The sequence below is a fragment of the Streptomyces sp. NPDC060000 genome, assembly GCF_042737375.1.
Classification (GTDB): domain Bacteria; phylum Actinomycetota; class Actinomycetes; order Streptomycetales; family Streptomycetaceae; genus Streptomyces.
In genome coordinates, this window is record NZ_JBHWUU010000028.1 from 16,402 (window position 1) to 35,337 (window position 18,936).

Here is an 18,936-nt window from a genome sequence, read left to right on the forward strand (position 1 = left end):
CGTCCATCCGTGCGGGACGCTGTCCCCGCGCTATCCCGCCTGACCCATGCCCGCCGCGTTCGGCCAGCTCTGGGCGTTCGGCCAGCCTGTCGCCGCGGCCGGGGAGAGGCCGTTGGTGCCCCGGACCTGGGCGGCCGTGAGACCGCCACGGGCCGGGACACCGGGCGGGGTCGGGCCCATCGGCGGGGCGGGGGCCTGCGGCATGGCCGGCGCCATCGCCGCGGGCGCCATGGCCGCGGGGGCCATGGCGGGGGACATCGCCGGCGGAGCCATGGCGGGCGCCATCGCCGCCGGGGCCATCGCGGCCGCCGGGGCCATCGGCGGAGCCTGGGCCGGGACGGGGGTGGGAGCCGGGGCGGGGGCCGGGGCCGGCGCGGGCACCGACTGGGGGAAGATCTGTGCCGCGGCCGGCAGCGGCATCCCGACGCCGTCGGACGGCATGGGCTGCATCTCCGGGGCCATCGCGGGAGCCATCGCCGGGGCCTGCATCGGCATCGGGGCGGCGGCCGGGGCGGCCGCGACCAGCCCCGGCATCGCCATGCCCATGGCCTGAGCGGCAAGGCCCGGCATGCCTGCCCCGTTGGTGACCAGCCGGTCCACCGCCGCCATGCCCGAGCTGTAGCCGGCGCCGGCGCTCAGCTCGGGCACGGCGGCTCCCCTCCTGGTCCCGTAGAGCACCTGTTCCATGCCGGACACCAGGCGTCGGACGTCCACCTGGGGGCGCACCACGAGCCTCAGGAAGCGGCTCGACGAACCGATCTTGTTACCGCACTCGCGGACCAGGATGCGGTGCTCGGCGAGCAGCCGGTCGCGGACCACGGTGCCCTCGGCGCCGACGGGAAGGCGCACGAAGAGGAAGTTCCCCTGGGAGGGGTAGACGGTCAGCCCGGGCAGCGCGCTGAGCTGGCTCGCCATGTCGAGACGGTCCCGGCGCACCTGCATCAGGCTCTGCGCGTACTCGGGGCCGTGCTCCTTCAGCATGAACACCACGTACTCGGCGAAGGCGTTGAGGTTCCACTTGGGCAGCATCGAGCGGACCCGGCCGGCCAGCGACGGGTTGGCGACCATGTAGCCGAAGCGGATGCCGTGCAGACCGAAGTTCTTGCCGAGGCTGCGCAGCACGATGACGTTCGGCCGGATCATCGCCTCCTGCACGACGCTCGGTTCCTGCTCCGCGTCCGCGAACTCCAGGAACGACTCGTCGATGATGATCAGGTCCAGGTCGGCCATCGCGTCCATGAACTGCACGAGCGCGCGCTTGTGCAGGAAACCGCCGTCGGGGTTGTTCGGGTTGCAGATGACGGCGACCCTGGTGCCCCGGGTCCGGATGAACTCGGCGTACTGCGCCAGGTCCAGGGCGAAGCCGCTGGACTCCTGGAGCGGGAACATGTCGACCCGCTTGCCGGTCTCCATGGGCTGGTCGGTCCAGCGGCCGAAGGTGGGGACGGGGACGGCGAGGGACTCACGGACCAGCAGATGGTCGATCCAGGTGATCAGCTCGGTCGAACCGTTGCCCATCGCCACGGCCTGCGGCGGGAGTTGGAGCAGCTGGCACAGTTCGGCCGTGATCGTGTCGGCGCCGCTCGGGTAGTACGTGATGATGTCCCGCAGCCGCGCGGCCATGGTGTCCATCATGGCCGGGGTGGGGAAGTAGGGATTGCAGGGTATGCAGAAGTCCACCGGGCCGACCCCCTCGCCGCCCTCCCGTGTCAGCGCCGCCATCGACGGGCTGTGCGCCGCGGTGTTGCGGAACAACGAGGAGACGTTGTCGGCCATGGAACCTCCGTATGGGGCGGGCCCGGCGGGGACGACCGGGCCCGTCGTCATTGGGTGGCCCGCGCGGGGGAGCACGGGCCGCTCTTACATACGGAGGTTTGAGGGGCGCTGTTCAACCGCTGAGGAATCGGTAAGAAATTGTGGTTTAGCTGTGCGGGCGGCTCGCCGGCTGTGCGGGCGGGTCAGGCGCCGAACGAGTGGACCGTCGTCGTCCGGTACGTCTGCCCAGGTCGCAGCACCGTGGAGGGGAACGCCGGCTGGTTCGGCGAGTCCGGGAAGTGCTGGGTCTCCAGACACAGGGCGTCGCCCTGACGGTAGGCCTGGCCACCGGTGCCGGTGAGGGTGCCGTCGAGGAAGTTGCCGGAGTAGAACTGGAGCCCCGGCTGGTCGGTGGCGATCTTCAGGGTGCGGCCGGAACCCGGGTCGCGCAGCGTGGCCACGTGCACCGGCTCGGCGGTGACGCCCTTGTCGAGGACCCAGTTGTGGTCGTAGCCCTGGGCCCGGACCTGCTGGACGTGGGCGGCCCTGAGGCCGCGGCCGATCGTCCTGGTCTCGCGGAAGTCGAAGGGCGTGCCGGAGACCTGCGCGAGCTCGCCGGTGGGGATCAGGCCCGGGTCGGTGGGCGTGTAGCGGGCGGCGGCGATCGTCAGCTCGTGGTTCTCGATCGTGCCGCCGCTCTCGCCGGCGAGGTTCCAGTAGACGTGGCTGGTGAGGTTGACGACCGTGGCCCTGTCGGTGGTGGCCTCGTAGTCGATGCGCCAGTCCCCGTGCCCGGTGAGGGTGTACGTCACCTTCACGTCGAGCGTGCCCGGGAAACCCATCTCCCCGTCGGCGCTCGTGCGGTACAGGTACAGGCCGACGTCGGAGCCCGCGGTGAACGGCTCGACGTCCCACACCTGCTTGTCGAAGCCCGTGGCGCCGCCGTGCAGGCTGTTCACGCCGTCGTTGACGTCGATCCGGTGGGCCTCGCCGTCGAGGGTGAACCGGCCCCCGGCGACGCGGTTGCCGTAGCGGCCGATCAGCGCGCCGAAGTACGGCGTCCTTTCGACGTAGTCCTCGAGGTTGTCGAAGCCGAGACAGACGTTGGCGTGGCGGCCGTGACGGTCGGGGATCTCCAGGGACTGGACGATGCCGCCCCAGGAGAGGACCTTCAGCCGGGTGCCGCCGTTCTCCAGCGTCCAGCTGTGGATCTCCGTGCCGTCGGCGAGCTTGCCGAAGAGCGTCTTCACCACTTCCTGCCTTCCCCTATCCACCTTCGGCCCACTGCCTCCGGCCTACTGCCTCCGGCCTACTGCCTCCGGCCTACTGCCTCCGGCCCGTCGGCTCCGGCCCGCTGGCTCCGGCCTACTGCCTCCGGCCCGTCGGCTCCGGCCCGGTGCGGTCGGCTTCCCGCCCGCACCGGAAAACAGAACGGGCCCCGCCTTCCGGCGGGGCCCGTTCAGGTTCAGGAACCTGACTTGCGCTTGTTCCAGACGTCGAACCCGACCGCGATCAGCAGGGCGAGGCCCTTGATGACCTGCTGCCAGTCGCTGCCGACGCTGAGGAGGTTCATGCCGTTGTTCAGCACACCGAGGACGAGACCACCGATGATGGCGCCGAGGACGGTGCCGACACCGCCGCTCATGGAGGCGCCACCGATGAACGACGAGGCGATCGCCTCGAGTTCGAAGCTGAGGCCCGCCTTCGGCGAGGCCGCGTTCAGACGGGCGGCGACCACCAGACCCGCCAGGGCCGCGAGCACGCCCATGTTCAGGAAGACCAGGAAGGTGACCTTCTTGTCCCTGACGCCGGACAGCTTCGCCGCGGGCAGGTTGCCGCCGATGGCGTAGATGTGACGGCCGAACACGGCGTTGCGCATGACGTAGCCGTAGCCGACGACCAGCGCGCCGAGGATGATCAGGATGATCGGCGCGCCCTTGTAGCTGGCGAGCAGCATGGTGACGGTGAGGACCGCGGCGGCGATCGCGACGAGCTTGAGCAGGAAGAGGTTCCTCGGTACCACGTCGAGCGAGAACTCCTGCTGGCGCTTGCGGTCGCGGACCTCCTGGAGGACCACGAAGGCCAGCAGGGCGAAGCCCAGCAGCAGCGTGAGGTTGTGGTAGTTGGTGTTCGGGCCGACCTCCGGCAGGAAGCCGTTGCCCATCTTCTGCAGACCGTCGGGGAACGGGCCGAGGGTCTGGCCCTCCAGGAGGATCTCCGTCAGACCGCGGAAGAGCAGCATGCCCGCGAGGGTGACGATGAAGGAGGGTATGCCGAGATAGGCGATCAGGAAGCCCTGCACCGAGCCGGCCACCGCGCCCACGATCAGGCACAGCACCAGCGCGACGGGCCACGCCACGTCGTGCTGCACCGTGAGGACGGCCGCGAAGGCGCCCACGAACGCCGTCACCGAACCGACCGAAAGGTCGATGTGACCCGCGATGATCACCAGCATCATGCCGATCGCGAGGATCAGGATGTAGCTGTTCTGCAGGACCAGGTTGGAGACGTTACGGGGCAGCAGCAGGTCGCCGCCGGTCCACACCTGGAACAGGACCACGAGCAGGCCGAGCGCGATCAGCATGCCGTACTGGCGCATGTTGCGCCGCAGTCCGTCCAGCACCAGATGCAGCAGCCCGCCGCCGGTGGCTGAGCCCCCGCTCTTCCCGGGCGGCGCCGCCGCCGGGCTCTTGTCGGTCACGTCCGTGCTCATCGCGATACCTCTTTGTCCTTCGTCATCTGACGCATCAGCACTTCCTGCGTGGCCTCGGCCCGCGGGAACTCACCCGTGAGCCGTCCGGCGGCCATCGTGTAGATGCGGTCGCACATGCCGAGCAGTTCGGGCAGCTCGGAGGAGATGAAGACGACCGCCTTGCCCTGGGCGGCCAGCTGGTCGATGACCGTGTAGATCTCGAACTTGGCGCCGACGTCGATACCGCGCGTCGGCTCGTCCAGGATCAGCACGTCGGGACCCGCGAAGATCCACTTGCTGAGGACGACCTTCTGCTGGTTGCCGCCGGACAGCTTGCCCACCGGCTCGAAGACGGTCGGCGCCTTGATGTTCATGGACTTGCGGTAGCCCTCGGCGACCTGCCGCTCGTCGTGCTCGTCGACCACCCCTCGCTTGGCGACCTTGCTCAGGGCGGTCAGCGAGATGTTGCGGTTGATCGTGTCGATGAGGTTGAGGCCGTAGTGCTTGCGGTCCTCGGTGACGTACGCGATCCCGTGACCGATCGCCTCCGCGACCGTCTTGGTGCGGATCTCCTTGCCGTCCTTGAGGACCGTGCCGCCCACGTGCCGGCCGTAGCTGCGCCCGAAGACGCTCATCGCGAGCTCGGTGCGGCCCGCGCCCATGAGGCCCGCGATGCCGACGATCTCTCCGCGGCGCACCTGGATCGACACGTCGTCGACCACCTTGCGCGACTGGTCGATCGGGTGGAGCACGGTCCAGTCGCGGATCTCCAGGGCCGGGGCCGCGTCCTTGTCCGCATCGTGCGGGGTGCGCTCCGGGAAGCGGTGGTCGAGGTCGCGCCCGACCATGCCGCTGATGATCCGGTCCTCGGTCGTCTCCGCCGACTTCACGTCGAGCGTCTCGATGGAGTGCCCGTCGCGGATGATCGTCACCGAGTCCGCGACCTTGCGGATCTCGTTGAGCTTGTGGGAGATGATGATCGAGGTGATGCCCTGCTTCTTCAACTCCAGGATGAGATCCAGGAGTTTGCCGCTGTCCTCGTCGTTCAGGGCCGCCGTCGGCTCATCCAGGATGAGCAGCTTCACCTTCTTCGACAGCGCCTTCGCGATCTCCACGAGCTGCTGCTTGCCCACGCCGATGTCGGCGACGCGGGTCTCCGGGTGGTCCTCGAGACCGACCCGGCGCAGCAGCTCCGAGGCGTGCCGCAGGGTCTCCCGCCAGTCGATGAACCCGCCCTTGGCGTGTTCGTTGCCGAGGAAGATGTTCTCCGCCAGGGAGAGGTACGGCGACAGCGCCAGCTCCTGGTGGATGATAACGATGCCGTGCTGCTCGCTCGCCCGGATGTCCTTGAACTGGACGACCTCCCCCTCGAAGAGGATGTCGCCCCCGTAGGAACCGTGCGGATGGACGCCGGAGAGCACCTTCATCAAGGTGGACTTGCCGGCGCCGTTCTCCCCGCAGATGGCATGGACCTCGCCCTGACGGACAGTCAGTGTGACGTCCGACAGTGCTTTGACGCCGGGAAAGGTCTTGACGATCGAGCGCATTTCCAGGACGGGTCCCGCCATGGTCGTGCCTTCCAATCCGTAAGGTTCGACGCTTACTTGAGCTGGTCCGCCGTGTAGTAGCCGCCCTGGACGAGTTCCTTCTCGTAGTTGCTCTTGTCGACGGCGACCGGCTGCAGCAGGTAGGCGGGGACGACCTTGGTGCCGTTGTCGTAGGACTTGGTGTCGTTGACCTCGGGCTTCTTGCCGTTGAGGGAGGCGTCGACCATGTCCGTGGCGACCTGGGCGAGCTTGCGGAGGTCCTTGTAGACGGTCATCGACTGCTGACCCGCGATGATCGACTTCACGGAGGCCAGCTCGGCGTCCTGACCGGTGATCACCGGCAGGGGCTTGGCGGCGGTGCCGTAGCCGTCCGACTTCAGCGCGGCGATGATGCCGATCGAGATGCCGTCGTAGGGCGAGAGCACCGCGTCGACCTTGCCGCTCTTGTACGACGAGGTGAGGATGTCCTCCATGCGGTGCTGGGCGGTGGCGCCGTCCCAGCGCAGGGTGGTGACCTGGGTCATCTTGGTCTGGCCGGACTTGACCACCAGCTTCTTGCTGTCGATGTACGGCTGGAGCACGCTCATCGCACCGTTGAAGAAGTACTTGGTGTTGTTGTCGTCGTTGGAACCGGCGAACAGCTCGATGTTGAACGGGCCCTTGCCGCTCGCCAGACCGAGCTTGTCGACGATGTAGCCGGCCTGGAGCTTGCCGACCTTCTCGTTGTCGAAGGACGCGTAGTAGTCGACGTTCTTCGTGCCGAGGATCAGACGGTCGTAGGAGATGACCGGGATCTTGGCGTCGGCGGCCTGCTGGAGGACGTTGTTCAGGGACTTGTTGTCGATGGCGGCGACGATCAGCGCCTTGACACCCTGCGTGATCAGGTTCTCGATCTGCGAGACCTGCTGGTCGGGGTCGTCCTCGCCGAAGACCAGCTTGGTCTTGTAGCCCTTGGCCTTGAGGTCCTTCTCGACGTTGGCACCGTCGGTGATCCAACGCTCGGAGGACTTGGTCGGCATCGCGATGCCGATCGTCCCGCCCTTGGAGTCGCCCGAGTCTTCCTTGCTGCCGCCGTCACCGGACTGCCCGCAGGCGCTCAGGGTCAGGGCGAGGGAGGCGGCTCCGGCTATGGCGGCGAGGGCGGCTCTGCGGTTACGCATGTTCATCATCCTTGATGTGGTGTGCAGGGATCGGTCTCGCGGTGCGAAGGGCGCTCCCGGAGGTGACGCCGGGAAGACCGAGAGAAGATGTGTGGGATTCTGCGCGCCTGTGTCGGCTTCTGTGAAGCAAGTTTCCGGAACGTTATGACTGAATGCCGAATCGGTTCAGTTCGCCCGGCAGGCGCGAGCCCAGGGGGGCCATGTCGCCGTCGGCTCCGTGCCGCGCGAGGAGGTCGAGGGCGAGCCGTCCGCGGCGCACCCGCTCCCGGGCGGTGGAGAGCGTCAGGTCCCGCATGTGGTGGCCGTACGGGTAGATCGCGGGGGCCTTCGACAGGCCGAACTTCAGATAGAGCGGTGCGCCGCGCCGGATCAGCTCGGCGACCTCGTACATCCGGATGTAGCCGCCGAGATCGTCGGGGGCCTCGATGTACATGTCCATGGGAGCGCCCGACACCCGGCGGATCTCGGTGAGGTGATCCAGGGTGAGGTCACTGGGCACGTTGACGGAGTCGGCGCCGAGCCGCTCGTACACCGCGTACGCCGCCGGGTTGACGGGGCCGATGAGCGCCGACACCTTCAGCGTGGTGTCGGCCGGGATGAGGCCGGCCAGCCGCGCCCGGTGCAGCGTCCACAGCACGCCCTCGTCGGCGACGAGCAGGCACTTGACGCCCAACTCCGTTGCCCGGACCGCGTCTTCGACACACCCGGCCACGGCGTCGTGCCCACGGGCGCGCAGCCCGCCGCCCTTGGAGTCGGTACGGGTCGAGCCGCCGATGTCCCAGGTGCCGCGCGGACCGGTGAACAGGCAGAGCTCGATGTCCCGCTCGCCGGTGGCCTCGACCATCTCCGTGATCTCGGCGTCGGTCAGCATCCACACGCCGCTGCCCTGGCTGATCCGGTGGATCGGCACGTCGAGGCGCGAGGCCTCCTTGAGGATGACGGCCAGCGCTTCGGGACCCTCACACGAAGGGACCTCGGTGCGCCAGCGGCCACCGCCCGGGAAGGTGTGGGCGGAGGTGTCGGCGGGGTCGAGGGCGGGCGCGCCCAGGCCGAGCGCGGTGAGCGCCTGCTCACCGGGTCGACGGGCTGCCGTGGCGGAAGCGTCGGTGGTCACATGCCGTCCTTCGTGTTCGATATGTCGGTCAAGGTTCGCGGCTCAGGTCGTGCGGGACTTGGGTGTACGCCGGTGCGGGGCGGTCAGGTAGCCCCGCACCGGCGTACGGCTTGAAGGGCCTACGGCTTGAGCAGCACCTTGCCCACCTTCGGATCGCCGGATCCCACCAGCTCGATCGCCTCGGAGAACTCGGCGAGCGGCAGCTCGTGCGTGACCAGCGGCAGCGGATCCAGCAACCCGGCCCCGAACACCCGGACGGTGTGCGACCAGGCGTCCGGCGGCGCCCCGAAGACGGTGTGCACCTCCAGCTGCCGTACGACCAGGTCCGTCGGGTCGAGCCCGTCGGCGCCGGCGGCCGGGATCCCCGTCAGCACCAGCCGTCCACCACGCCGCAGCAGCGAGGCCGCGGTACGCGCGGCGGACGCCGAGCCGGCGGTCTCGATGACGACGTCGAAGTCGTCCGGCAGCCCCTCGTCCCGCGTACGGAAGTCGGAGGCGCCGAACTGCCTGGAGAGCCCCTCCCGGTCCCGGCGCGTGCCCACGACGAGCAGCTCGGCCGGGGAGCCCGCCTTCAGGAACTGGACGGCGAACATGCCCAGCGTGCCGGTGCCGACGACGGCCACCTTCTCGCCGGGCAGCGCCCGCGCCTTGATCGCGGCGGCCGCGATACAGGCGGCGGGTTCGAGCAGGGCCGCCGCCGTGAGGTCGGCGTCGTCGGCCAGGACGTGCAGCAGCCGGGCCGGCAGGGTGAGGGTGGCGGCCATGGCCCCGGGCTGGGTGAAGCCGGTCTCCTCGTACCCGTCCGTGCACAGCGTCGTCTCGCCCGCGTGGCAGCGGTCGCAGACCTGGCAGTTGCGGAAGCCCTCACCGACGACCTTGCGGCCGACGAGCGACGAGGGGACCCCGGCACCGACCGCCTCGACCGTCCCGGACCACTCGTGGCCGGGGGTCAGCGGGTAGCGGACGTACCCCTCGGGCCGGTTGCCCTGGTACACCTCGCGGTCGCTGCCGCAGATGCCGGTGGCGTGCACACGGACCAGCGCCTCACCGGGTTCCGGCTGCCGCGGCTCGTGCGGAACGAGCCGGTGCTCACCGGGCGCCTCGACGACGACGGCTGTGCTCACTTGGTGCTGCCCTTCGGCTTGCGCTGCTCCCAGCCCTCGGCCCAGAGGTCGAAACGGGCCTGCTGCTGCGGGAACTCGGCGGCGGCGTCGACGTCGAGCTCGACACCCAGACCTGGCGCGTCGGACAGGTGGAAGTAGCCGTCCACGACCTGGGGAGCCCCCTTGACGACCTTCTTGATCTCCGAGTCGGCGAAGTCGTTGAAGTGCTCGAGGATCTTGAAGTTCGGGGAGGTGAACCCGACCTGGAGCGAGGCGGCGGTCAGGACCGGGCCGCCGACGTTGTGCGGGGCCACGAGCACGTAGTTCGCCTCGGCCGTGGCGGCCAGCTTCCGGGTCTCCCAGATGCCACCGATGTGGCCGACGTCCGGCTGGATGATGTCCACGGCCTGGCTCTCGAAGAGCTCACGGAACTCGATGCGGTCGTGGATGCGCTCACCGGTGGCGATCGGGATGTCGACCTTGGCGGCGACCTTCTCCAGGGCCTTCAGGTTCTCCGGCGGGCACGGCTCCTCCAGCCACGCCGGCTTGAACTGGGCGAGCTCGTTCGCGAGCCGGACGGCGGTGGAGGGGGAGAAGCGTCCGTGCATCTCCAGCATCAGCTCGGCGTCCGGGCCGATGGCGTCGCGCACGGCCTCGATGAGGGAGACCGCGTACAGGGTCTGCTGGTGGTCCAGCTCGTAGTGGCCGGTGCCGAAGGGGTCGATCTTGAGCGCCTTGTAGCCGCGCTCCATGACGCCCTGGGCGGCCTTGTGGTAGGCCTCCGGGGTCCGCTCGGTGGTGTACCAGCCGTTGGCGTAGGCCTTGACCTTGTCGGTGACCTTGCCGCCGAGGAGCTGCCAGACGGGCACGCCCAGAGCCTTGCCCTTGATGTCCCAGCAGGCCATTTCGACGACGGCGATGCCCGACATCACGATCTCGCCGGCCCGCCCGTAGTCGCCGTACTTCATGCGGCGCGTGAGGTCCTCGACAGCGAACGGGTCGGAACCGAGAATGTGGTTGGCCTCGGCCTCCTTCAGGTAGCCGAGCAGCGCGTCGGTGTGACCCAGCATGCGGGTCTCTCCGACACCCGTGATGCCCTCGTCGGTGTGCACCAGGACATAGGTCAGGTTCCGCCACGGCGTCCCGACCACGTGTGTGCTGATTCCGGTGATGCGCACGGAAGTTACCCTTCGGCTGTTCGAGATTTCGTCACATGTTCGAAATGCTGGGCAGACAGTAAGGACCGTGCGAGGCGAGTGTCAATGGGTCGAACAGGTAACGGTATCGACGGTTTCGATGCTTCTTCGGAAAGTCGGGGCGTCGCGGTGTGTGCCAGCTCACCCAAGTTACCGCGTCGGTATGGCCGGTTTCCCACACAACTTTCACAGGCGAACCCCGGTATGTGACCGTCCGGGAACCTAGTCTTCCCGCGTCATGGACTACTGCCACCCGTGCCGAAGGCACCTCAACGGCGCCCTCGCCTGCCCGGGGTGCGGCGCGCCAGCCCAACAGCTACGCGCGTATCCGCCCACGGCGCCCACTGCGTACGAGCCTGAACCGTATGCGCCGGAATCATATGAACCAGCGGCGTATGCGACGGAATCGTACGACCCGGAGTGGTATGCGGCAGAATCGCACGTGCCGGGGACGTACGCACCGGAATCGCAGGTGCTCGGGCCGTACGCACCGGAGCCCCACCCGCAGGACGCGTCGGCGCACGAGACGCCCGGCGATTCGGACGACCACGGGGGCCACGGGGATCACGGGGATCACGGCGAGAGTGATCGCTCCGGTGAGCCTGACGCTCACGGTGACCGCGACGATCGTGGTGACCGCGACGATCGCGAAGCCGAGAGCGGCGAGCCGCAGGGCCGTGCCGCGCGCCGCCGTGAGCAGGACCGGGGTGAGCAGGACCGCCGTGAGCAGGGCCGCGGTGACCGGCGGGGCCCCAAGGGCGAGGCCTCCGCGCCGGACGCGAGCCGTCGCGACCGCAAGGCCTCCGTCCACCGCCGGCGCCGCAAGCGTGTGGTGCTGATCGGCGTCGGCTTCGCCCTGGCGGCGGCCGGCCTGAGCCTGGCCGAACTCGGCGTGGACGCACCGGGGTTCTCTTCCCCCGGTAACCCGGCGGCGGCCGGGGGAGAGTCGTCGGAGGCCGACGGCTCGGCGGCGGAGCCCAGCGCGTCCGCGCAGCCCCTGGACGACCGGACGGACACGGGCGGCGGCAAGGCCTCGTCCTCCGCGAGCCCCTCCGCCTCCCCGTCGGCGTCGGAGTCCCCGACGGACGGGACGGCCACGCCGGCCCCGGACAAGGAGGCCCAGTCGGCCCCCCTCCCCGACTCCTCCGGATCGACCTCCGCAGCCACGGCTCCGTCGGGCCCGGACTCGGGCTCCACGCCGACGGCCGACCCCACGCCGTCGGGCGCGGCCCCGAACCCGTCGCCGTCACAGACGTGCACGCGCTTCCTGTGGTGGTGCTCGTAGCGCTCCGAGGGGGCGGACCGCCGGGTGTCCGGTCCCGCGGGGGCCTGCGGACCGTGCACGCCGTCGGACGGGCGCCGGCTCGCCCTGGACGGCCCGTCCAGGGCGGTGTGCCGGATGTCCGCGGATCGCGCATGTCCCCCGGCGAAGGCGCGGGTTCGGCGGAACCCGGCCGTGGAGGCCGTTGTGGGGCCGTCGCCCGGGGTGCGCGCCTCGGGCCGCCTTTGAGCCTCTGACCAGGAGCGATGTGCTGTTGCGGCCAGGCGCGTAATGGAATCGTGACGAGCTTCCCGTGCAACCCTCTTGACCGCCGTGAATTGTTAGCGCTCACAATGACCTCCGCGTTCACCAGTCAGTGACCAGCGTCAGCACGGGGGAGGTACGAGGGTCGTGTCCGTTGCGTCCCAACGCGGGCTTTCCCCGGGAGCCGCTGTGCCTGCCGGGATCCCGCAGTGAAGCCGGCGGAGCGGAGACATCCGCCCGCGTCGGACGACTTATCGACAACCGAGCGCCAAGGAGGTGCGGCCGTGACACACACTCAGCTCCGGCCGCCCACCATGGCCGACGTGGCCCGCCAGGCCGGCGTGTCGCACCAGACGGTGTCCCGCGTGCTGGGGGACCACCCCAACGTGCGGGTCGCGACCCGGGACAGGGTGCTGCGCGCCATCGAGGAGATGGGTTACCGCCGCAACTCCTCCGCACGGGCCCTGGCGACCAGACGCACCCGGACGCTGGGTGTGGTCGCCTCCGACACGACCCTCTACGGTCCGGCCAGTACCCTGTTCGCCCTGGAAGAGGCGGCGCGTGCCGAGGGATATCTCGTCTCGACGGTCAGTCTGCGCGAACTGACCATGGAGAAGCTCTCCGAGGCCCTCGACCACCTCAGCGAGGGCGGGGTGGAAGGCGTGGTCGCCATCGCCCCGCAGCGGTCGGCGGTGGACGCCCTGGCCGAACTCCGTCATCCCTTCCCGGTGGTGGTCGTGGGCGGCGGGTCCGGTATGGACATCCCCGGTGTCGGGGTGGACCAGCACCTGGGGGCGCGGCTGGCGACCGGTCACCTGCTGGCCGCCGGGCACCGCAACGTCTGGCACCTCGCCGGGCCCGAGGACTGGCAGGAGGCGGCCGACCGGGCCGCCGGCTGGCGGGCGACCCTCGAAGAGGCGGGCGTCGAGCCGCCCATGCTGCTGCGGGGGGACTGGAGTCCGCTGTCGGGCTACCGTGCGGGCCAGGAACTGGCCGGCTGGGTGGGCCGGGGGCTGACCGCAGTCTTCGTCGCCAACGACCAGATGGCGCTGGGGGTGTTGCGGGCCCTGCGGGAGGCGGGGGTCCGAACTCCCCAGGACGTCGCGGTGGTCGGCTTCGACGACATCCCCGAGTCGGAGTACTTCGCCCCTCCGCTCACCACCGTGCGGCAGGACTTCTCGGCGGTGGGCAAGCGGGGCATCGCACTGCTCCTGGAACAGATCGAGGGCCGGCCGCCCACCGCCGCGCCCCGCATCGCGATCGAGCCCCAACTCGTCGTACGCGCAAGCACTTTCCCCTACGCCGCTCAACCGGAGGGCGTGCCCCTCTGACGGACCGGTCGAACGCCCTTGACCGGCACTGTGACCGAAATGCCGAACAGTGATCGACAGGCTGGACGCAGTGCGGCCGGTCCCCTCGAGTACCAGCAGGTCCATCCCCGGGCCGGCTCTTCAAAGGAGAAGAACATGCTCAGCAGAAGGAACTTCCTCACCGCGGCGGTCGGCGTGGCGGCGGCGGGTGGCCTGGCGGCCTGTGCCAAGGAGGACGACAGCACGTCCAGCGGCTCCTCCGGGGACGGCAGCAAGGCGCTCACGCTCGGCTTCTCCCAGGTCGGCTCGGAGAGCGGCTGGCGCAGCGCCAACACCACCTCGGTGAAGGACGCGGCCAAGACGGCGGGTTACAACCTCAAGTTCTCCGACGCGCAGCAGAAGCAGGAGAACCAGATCTCCGCGATCCGGAGCTACATCACCCAGGGGGTCGACGTCATCGCCTTCTCGCCGGTGGTCGTCACCGGCTGGGACGCGGTGCTGAAGGAGGCCAAGGCCAAGAAGATCCCGGTGGTCCTCACCGACCGCTCCGTCGAGACCTCCGACGACTCCCTGTACGTCACGCTGGTCGGCTCCGACTTCACCGACGAGGGCCGCCGCGCCGCCAGGATCCTCGAGAAGGTCCTGACGAAGGCCGGCCACAAGGGCGCGGTGAAGATCGCCCAGCTGGAGGGCACCACCGGCGCCGCCCCGGCGATCGAGCGCGCCAAGGGCTTCAAGGAGATCATGGACGCCGACCACAAGGACGACTGGAAGGTCGTCGTCAGCCAGACCGGTGACTTCACCCGCGCCGGCGGCAAGCAGGTCATGGCGGCCTTCCTCACGTCCAACCCGGACATCAACGTCCTCTTCGCGCACAACGACGACATGGCCATCGGCGCCATCCAGTCCATCGAGGCGGCGGGCAAGAAGCCCGGCAAGGACATCCTGATCGTCTCGATCGACGGCGTGAAGGACGGCTTCGTGGCCATGTCCGAGGGCAAGATCAACGCCATCGTCGAGTGCAACCCGCTGCTCGGCCCCCAGCTGATGGACGTCGTGAAGAAGGTCAAGAACGGCGAGACGGTCGAGCGCTGGATCAAGACCAAGGAGGGCGACTTCATGCAGGACCAGGCCGCGGCCGCGCTCCCGAGCCGCAAGTACTGACCGACGCACCCACCGGCAGGGAGCCTCCGGCCGACCGATATCTCGGTCGGCCGGGCCGGGCCCTGTGGGGCCTGTAGCGGCTCACTTCCAGGAGGAGCGCCGCCGTGACTCCGCCCCGGGTGAGGGGCTTCCAGCCCGGAAGTCGCGGTCCAGCCCGAACCGGCCCCTTATGGGGCGTAATCAGCCGAACACGGAATGAATTCGCCCACCGGGCAAAGCCGGTGGCCCCCTCGGTAGGAGAGGTATGGCAGAGCCACGGCCCGTCCTGGAAATGACGGGCATAGTCAAGGAGTTTCCGGGGGTACGGGCTCTGTCGGATGTCGACTTCCGGCTCTTCCCGGGCGAGATCCACGCCCTGATGGGCGAGAACGGCGCGGGCAAGTCCACCCTCATCAAGGTGCTCACGGGGGTCCACCCCCTGGACGGCGGCACGATCACGCTGGACGGCGAACCGGTGCGCATCGCCAGCCCGTTGCAGGCCCAGCAGGCCGGCATCAGCACCGTCTACCAGGAGGTCAACCTCTGCCCCAACCTGTCGGTGGCGGAGAACATCTTCATCGGGCGTGAACCCACCCGCATGGGCCGCATCCAGTGGAAGCAGCTGCGCCGGCGGGCGGCGGAGCTGGTGGACCGGCTCGGACTCGACATCGACGTCACCGCCCCGCTGTCCTCGTACCCGCTGGCCGTGCAGCAACTGGTCGCGATCGTAAGGTCGTTGGGCACCGGTGGCGACGGCGAGGGCGAGGGAACGGGCGCCAAGGTGCTGATCCTCGACGAGCCGACCTCCAGCCTCGACCGGGACGAGGTGCTCCAGCTCTTCGCCCTGATGCGGCGGTTGAAGGACGAGGGCGTCGCGATCCTGTTCGTCTCGCACTTCCTGGACCAGATCTACGAGGTCTGCGACCGGATGACCGTACTGCGCAACGGCACCCTCGTCGGCGAGCACATGGTGAGCGACCTCGACCAGGTCGGCCTCGTCCAGCTCATGCTCGGCAAGGCCATGGGCCAGCTGGACGAGCTCCACGAACACCAGCTGCACGCCGACGCGGGCGAGACCCTGCTCAAGGCGGACGGTCTCGGCAGGACCGGAGGCATCGCGCCGTTCGACCTGGAGATCAGGAAGGGCGAGGTGATCGGGCTCGCCGGCCTGCTCGGATCGGGCCGTACCGAACTCGCCCGGCTGCTCTTCGGCGCCGACCAGCCGGACGCCGGCAAGGTGTTCATCGGCGGCAAGCAGGTCTCGATGAGCGCCCCGAACGACGCGATCGGCGCCGGGGTCGCGTTCTGCTCCGAGAACCGCAAGAGCGAGGGCCTGGTGCCCGACCTGACGGTGCGGGAGAACATCATCCTGGCCCTGCAGGCCTCGCGCGGCTGGACCCGGCCCATTCCGGCCGCCCAGCGCGACGAACTCGTCGCCAAGTACATCAAGGCGCTGGACATCCGGCCCGCCAACCCCGAGGCCAGGGTGGGCCAGCTCAGCGGCGGCAACCAGCAGAAGGTGCTGCTGGCCCGCTGGCTGATCACCCAGCCGAAGCTGCTGATCCTCGACGAGCCGACGCGCGGCATCGACATCGGAGCCAAGGCGGAGATCCAGAAACTCGTCGTCTCACTCTCCGAGGACGGCGTGTCCGTGCTGTACATCGCGGCCGAACTGGAGGAGGTACTCCGGCTCAGTCACACCATCGGAGTACTGCGCGACCGCCGGCTGGTGGCGCAGATCACCAACGGGCCCGAGATCACCACGACCCGGATCCTGGAGACCATCGCGAGCGGAGAGCACCAGTGACCACCTCTTCGACCACCTCTTCCCGGTGGCGAGCGCTGACCCACCACCACCTGTTCTGGCCGGTGGCGGTCCTGGTCCTGCTGCTGCTCGTCAACGTTCCCTTCACCCCCGACTTCTTCTCGGTCAAGATGGCGGACGGCCACCTCTACGGCAGCCTCGTCTCGATCGTGCTGTTCGGCTCGCCCCTCATCCTGGTGGCGGTCGGTATGACCCTGGTCATCGCGACCGGCGGCATCGACCTCTCCGTCGGCGCCGTGGTCGCCATCACCGGGGCGCTGGCCTGCTCGTACATCAGTGACCAGTCCGACCAGGGCGCCCTGTCCGGGGTGCTGCTCGCCATGGGGCTGGGCCTGCTGGCCGCGGTCGTCTGCGGCCTGTGGAACGGCTTCCTGGTCGCCAGGATGGGCATCCAGCCGATCATCGCCACCCTGATCATCATGGTCGCTGGGCGAGGTGTCGCCCAGCTGATCACCGACGGCCAGATCATCACCATCAACAGCGAGCCGTACAAGCTGATCGGCGGCGGCTACTGGCTGACCCTGCCGTTCTCCATCTTCGTGGTGGCCGCGGTCGTGGCCGTCACCGTGGTGCTGACCCGGCGCACGGCTCTAGGTCTGCTGGTCGAGGCGGTCGGCGGCAACGCGGAGGCCAGCCGTCTGGTGGGCATCAGGTCCCGGCGCATCAAGATCATGGTGTACGCGTTCTGCGCGCTGTGCGCGGGCATCGCCGGCCTGATGATCAGCTCCAACACCTCGGCCGCGGACGGCAACAACGCCGGCCTGTGGATCGAACTCGACGCGATCCTCGCCGTGGTGATCGGCGGCACCTCGCTGCTGGGCGGCCGGTTCTCCGTCGGCGGCACGGTGGTCGGCGCCCTCGTCATCCAGACCCTGACCACCACGATCTACACCATCGGCGTGCCGACCCAGACCAACCTGGTCTTCAAGGCCGCCGTCGTCATCGTCGTCTGCCTGCTCCAGTCCCCGAAGTTCCGCGCCAAGGTGTTCGGTGCGAAATTCGCCGCAGGGTTCGCCGCGAAGGGACGCGCCAAGCAGGGCGCGGCCCCGGCCGACCCCGCCACGGCGACCGAGGCCGCTCCCAAGATGGAGGTGTCGTGATGAGCGCGACCACCCAGAGCCCCACGGCCTCCGACAGCCGTACCCCGTCCAAGGCCGCGCGGCTGCTCGGCGACCGGCGGCTGCCCGTCGGCGTGACGGCCCTGCTCTTCCTCGTGATGTACCTCGTGGGCCTGAGCCGGTACCAGAACTACGGGTTCGGCGAGCCGCAGGTCTTCCTGAACCTGTTCATCGACAACGGCTATCTGCTGGTCGCCGCGGTCGGTGTCACCTTCGTCATCCTGTCCGGCGGTATCGACCTGTCCGTCGGCTCGATGATCGGTTTCACGACGATGTTCACGGCCTGGCTGGTGGAGCGCCAGGGGCTGCCGATCGTGGTCGTGATCCCGATGGCGCTGGCCGTGGGAGCCTTCGGCGGCTTCCTGATGGGCTATGTGATCCACAACTTCGAGATCCAGCCCTTCATCGTGACCCTCGCCGGCCTCTTCCTCTTCCGCGGCCTGTGCCTGGTCATCAGCAAGGAGTCGATCTCGATCGGCGACTCCTCGGTGAGCAGCATGGCCCAGGCGCAGGTGTCGCTGGGGATGGGTTTCCTCTCGATCGGCGCGATCGTCTCGCTGGTGGTCCTCGCCGTGGCGTTCTACGTCCTGCACTACACCCGCTTCGGGCGCCGGGTGTACGCCATCGGCGGCAACGAGCAGTCGGCCATGCTGATGGGTCTCCCGCAGGGCGGCACGAAGATCGCCGTGTACACGGTGAGCGGCTTCTGCTCGGCGCTCGCCGGGCTCCTCTTCACCCTGTACATCCAGTCCGGTGACCCGTTGCACGCGACCGGTATGGAACTCGACGCGATCGCCGCCGTCGTCATCGGCGGCACGCTGCTGACGGGTGGCTCCGGCTATGTGCTGGGAACCCTGTTCGGGGTGCTGGTGCTGGGTCTGATCAAGAGCATCATCCAGTTCGAGGGCACGCTCAGCTCCTGGTGGACGAAGATCGCCACGGGTGTGCTGCTGTGCGCGTTCATCCTGGTCCAGCGCTTCATGACGACCCGCAAGAAGGCCTGAAGCCGAAGGCGACGGCACCCGGCACCCGGTCCCACGCCCGGAGCCGGGTGCCGTCGCCGTGCTGTCCCGGCGTCCGGATGGTGAAGGCGGGCCATCTCTACCTCTGATCTTGGCCAGTGCTCCGCCCTTCAGGGTGGGGGTGAAGGCCTTCCTCGGGTCGGAGGCGCGGAGCGCCGGAGTGCGCTGCCTCTTGGGGGTGACGGTCAGACGGGGCGCTGCTGGTTTTCGATGTACTGCTTGACGATGGTCAGGGGTGCCCCACCGCATGATCCTGCGAAGTAGGAGCCGGACCAGAAATGTCCGCCCCACAGGTACCGGCGGACGTGGCTGTCGTACTCCTGGCGGAGCCTGCGGGAGCTGACGCCCTCGAGGGAGTTCCCTCGCGGCAGGCGAACTGGTCCGCGGAGCGAACCGCACGGGCCGCAGGGGCGGGAATTCCGGCTC

The 18,936-nt window shown here is 69.1% G+C and carries 14 protein-coding genes and 1 pseudogene; 6 read left to right on the top strand and 9 right to left on the bottom strand.

Features of this window, described 5'->3' with window-relative positions; all coding sequences use genetic code 11:
• Positions 1 to 30: 30 nt before the first annotated feature.
• From ACFWBB_RS16870 to ACFWBB_RS16905, 8 genes are all read right to left on the bottom strand, one after another.
• The gene (locus tag ACFWBB_RS16870) at positions 31 to 1,776 is read right to left on the bottom strand and encodes a pyridoxal phosphate-dependent aminotransferase (RefSeq protein WP_385272111.1); all 1,746 of its coding nucleotides are present in this window, start codon (positions 1,774 to 1,776) and stop codon (positions 31 to 33) included.
• Between the two features lie 182 nt (positions 1,777 to 1,958).
• Positions 1,959 to 3,005, bottom strand: a complete 1,047-nt coding sequence (locus ACFWBB_RS16875) for an aldose epimerase family protein (protein WP_385272289.1) — start codon at positions 3,003 to 3,005, stop codon at positions 1,959 to 1,961.
• Between the two features lie 215 nt (positions 3,006 to 3,220).
• On the bottom strand, positions 3,221 to 4,468 hold the full coding sequence (gene mmsB / locus ACFWBB_RS16880) for a multiple monosaccharide ABC transporter permease (RefSeq protein WP_385272114.1): 1,248 nt from the start codon (positions 4,466 to 4,468) through the stop codon (positions 3,221 to 3,223).
• Entirely contained in the window at positions 4,465 to 6,015 is a 1,551-nt protein-coding gene (mmsA, locus tag ACFWBB_RS16885) for a multiple monosaccharide ABC transporter ATP-binding protein (protein WP_385272117.1), read from the bottom strand. The genes mmsB and mmsA overlap by 4 nt, the downstream gene beginning before the upstream one ends.
• A gap of 32 nt (positions 6,016 to 6,047) precedes the next feature.
• A complete protein-coding gene (chvE, locus tag ACFWBB_RS16890) occupies positions 6,048 to 7,154 on the bottom strand; it encodes a multiple monosaccharide ABC transporter substrate-binding protein (protein ID WP_385272120.1) in 1,107 nt (368 codons plus the stop codon).
• A 142-nt stretch (positions 7,155 to 7,296) separates the two neighbouring features.
• Positions 7,297 to 8,268, bottom strand: a complete 972-nt coding sequence (locus ACFWBB_RS16895; protein WP_385272123.1) for a hypothetical protein — start codon at positions 8,266 to 8,268, stop codon at positions 7,297 to 7,299.
• 119 nt (positions 8,269 to 8,387) lie between these two features.
• Positions 8,388 to 9,392, bottom strand: a complete 1,005-nt coding sequence (locus tag ACFWBB_RS16900; RefSeq protein ID WP_385272126.1) for a zinc-binding dehydrogenase — start codon at positions 9,390 to 9,392, stop codon at positions 8,388 to 8,390.
• The gene (locus ACFWBB_RS16905) at positions 9,389 to 10,549 is read right to left on the bottom strand and encodes a mandelate racemase/muconate lactonizing enzyme family protein (protein WP_385272129.1); all 1,161 of its coding nucleotides are present in this window, start codon (positions 10,547 to 10,549) and stop codon (positions 9,389 to 9,391) included. Before ACFWBB_RS16905 ends, ACFWBB_RS16900 begins: the two co-directional genes overlap by 4 nt.
• A gap of 460 nt (positions 10,550 to 11,009) precedes the next feature.
• On the opposite strand from ACFWBB_RS16905, the gene ACFWBB_RS16910 reads away from it, so the two are divergent.
• The 6 genes from ACFWBB_RS16910 to yjfF all read left to right on the top strand — a co-directional run bounded on the left by ACFWBB_RS16910 (position 11,010) and on the right by yjfF (position 18,492).
• A complete protein-coding gene (locus ACFWBB_RS16910; protein ID WP_385272132.1) occupies positions 11,010 to 11,852 on the top strand; it encodes a hypothetical protein in 843 nt (280 codons plus the stop codon).
• A gap of 524 nt (positions 11,853 to 12,376) precedes the next feature.
• Positions 12,377 to 13,423, top strand: coding sequence for a LacI family DNA-binding transcriptional regulator (locus tag ACFWBB_RS16915; RefSeq protein WP_385272135.1), 1,047 nt, complete (start codon positions 12,377 to 12,379; stop codon positions 13,421 to 13,423).
• A 135-nt stretch (positions 13,424 to 13,558) separates the two neighbouring features.
• Complete coding sequence (locus tag ACFWBB_RS16920; RefSeq protein WP_385272138.1) at positions 13,559 to 14,566, top strand: ABC transporter substrate-binding protein; 1,008 nt, start codon at positions 13,559 to 13,561, stop codon at positions 14,564 to 14,566.
• A 244-nt stretch (positions 14,567 to 14,810) separates the two neighbouring features.
• A complete protein-coding gene (locus tag ACFWBB_RS16925; protein ID WP_385272141.1) occupies positions 14,811 to 16,352 on the top strand; it encodes a sugar ABC transporter ATP-binding protein in 1,542 nt (513 codons plus the stop codon).
• Positions 16,349 to 17,470 carry an ABC transporter permease gene (locus tag ACFWBB_RS16930; RefSeq protein ID WP_385272144.1) on the top strand — a complete coding sequence of 374 codons (1,122 nt, stop codon included), beginning with the start codon at positions 16,349 to 16,351 and terminating at the stop codon, positions 17,468 to 17,470. The genes ACFWBB_RS16925 and ACFWBB_RS16930 overlap by 4 nt, the downstream gene beginning before the upstream one ends.
• On the top strand, positions 17,470 to 18,492 hold the full coding sequence (gene yjfF / locus ACFWBB_RS16935; protein WP_385272147.1) for a galactofuranose ABC transporter, permease protein YjfF: 1,023 nt from the start codon (positions 17,470 to 17,472) through the stop codon (positions 18,490 to 18,492). The genes ACFWBB_RS16930 and yjfF overlap by 1 nt, the downstream gene beginning before the upstream one ends.
• Positions 18,493 to 18,695: 203 nt before the next feature.
• Here yjfF and ACFWBB_RS16940 read toward each other — a convergent pair.
• A pseudogene (locus ACFWBB_RS16940) lies at positions 18,696 to 18,869 on the bottom strand (transposase); the annotation flags it as partial.
• Positions 18,870 to 18,936 lie beyond the last annotated feature (67 nt).

Excerpts from the sequence above, each read along its gene's own strand:
- ACFWBB_RS16870 (WP_385272111.1), bottom strand. The coding sequence starts at position 1,776 with ATGGCCGACAACGTCTCCTCGTTGTTCCGCAACACCGCGGCGCACAGC.
- mmsB (WP_385272114.1), bottom strand. The coding sequence starts at position 4,468 with ATGAGCACGGACGTGACCGACAAGAGCCCGGCGGCGGCGCCGCCCGGG.
- mmsA (WP_385272117.1), bottom strand. The coding sequence starts at position 6,015 with ATGGCGGGACCCGTCCTGGAAATGCGCTCGATCGTCAAGACCTTTCCC.
- chvE (WP_385272120.1), bottom strand. The coding sequence starts at position 7,154 with ATGCGTAACCGCAGAGCCGCCCTCGCCGCCATAGCCGGAGCCGCCTCC.
- ACFWBB_RS16920 (WP_385272138.1), top strand. The coding sequence starts at position 13,559 with ATGCTCAGCAGAAGGAACTTCCTCACCGCGGCGGTCGGCGTGGCGGCG.
- ACFWBB_RS16925 (WP_385272141.1), top strand. The coding sequence starts at position 14,811 with ATGGCAGAGCCACGGCCCGTCCTGGAAATGACGGGCATAGTCAAGGAG.
- yjfF (WP_385272147.1), top strand. The coding sequence starts at position 17,470 with ATGAGCGCGACCACCCAGAGCCCCACGGCCTCCGACAGCCGTACCCCG.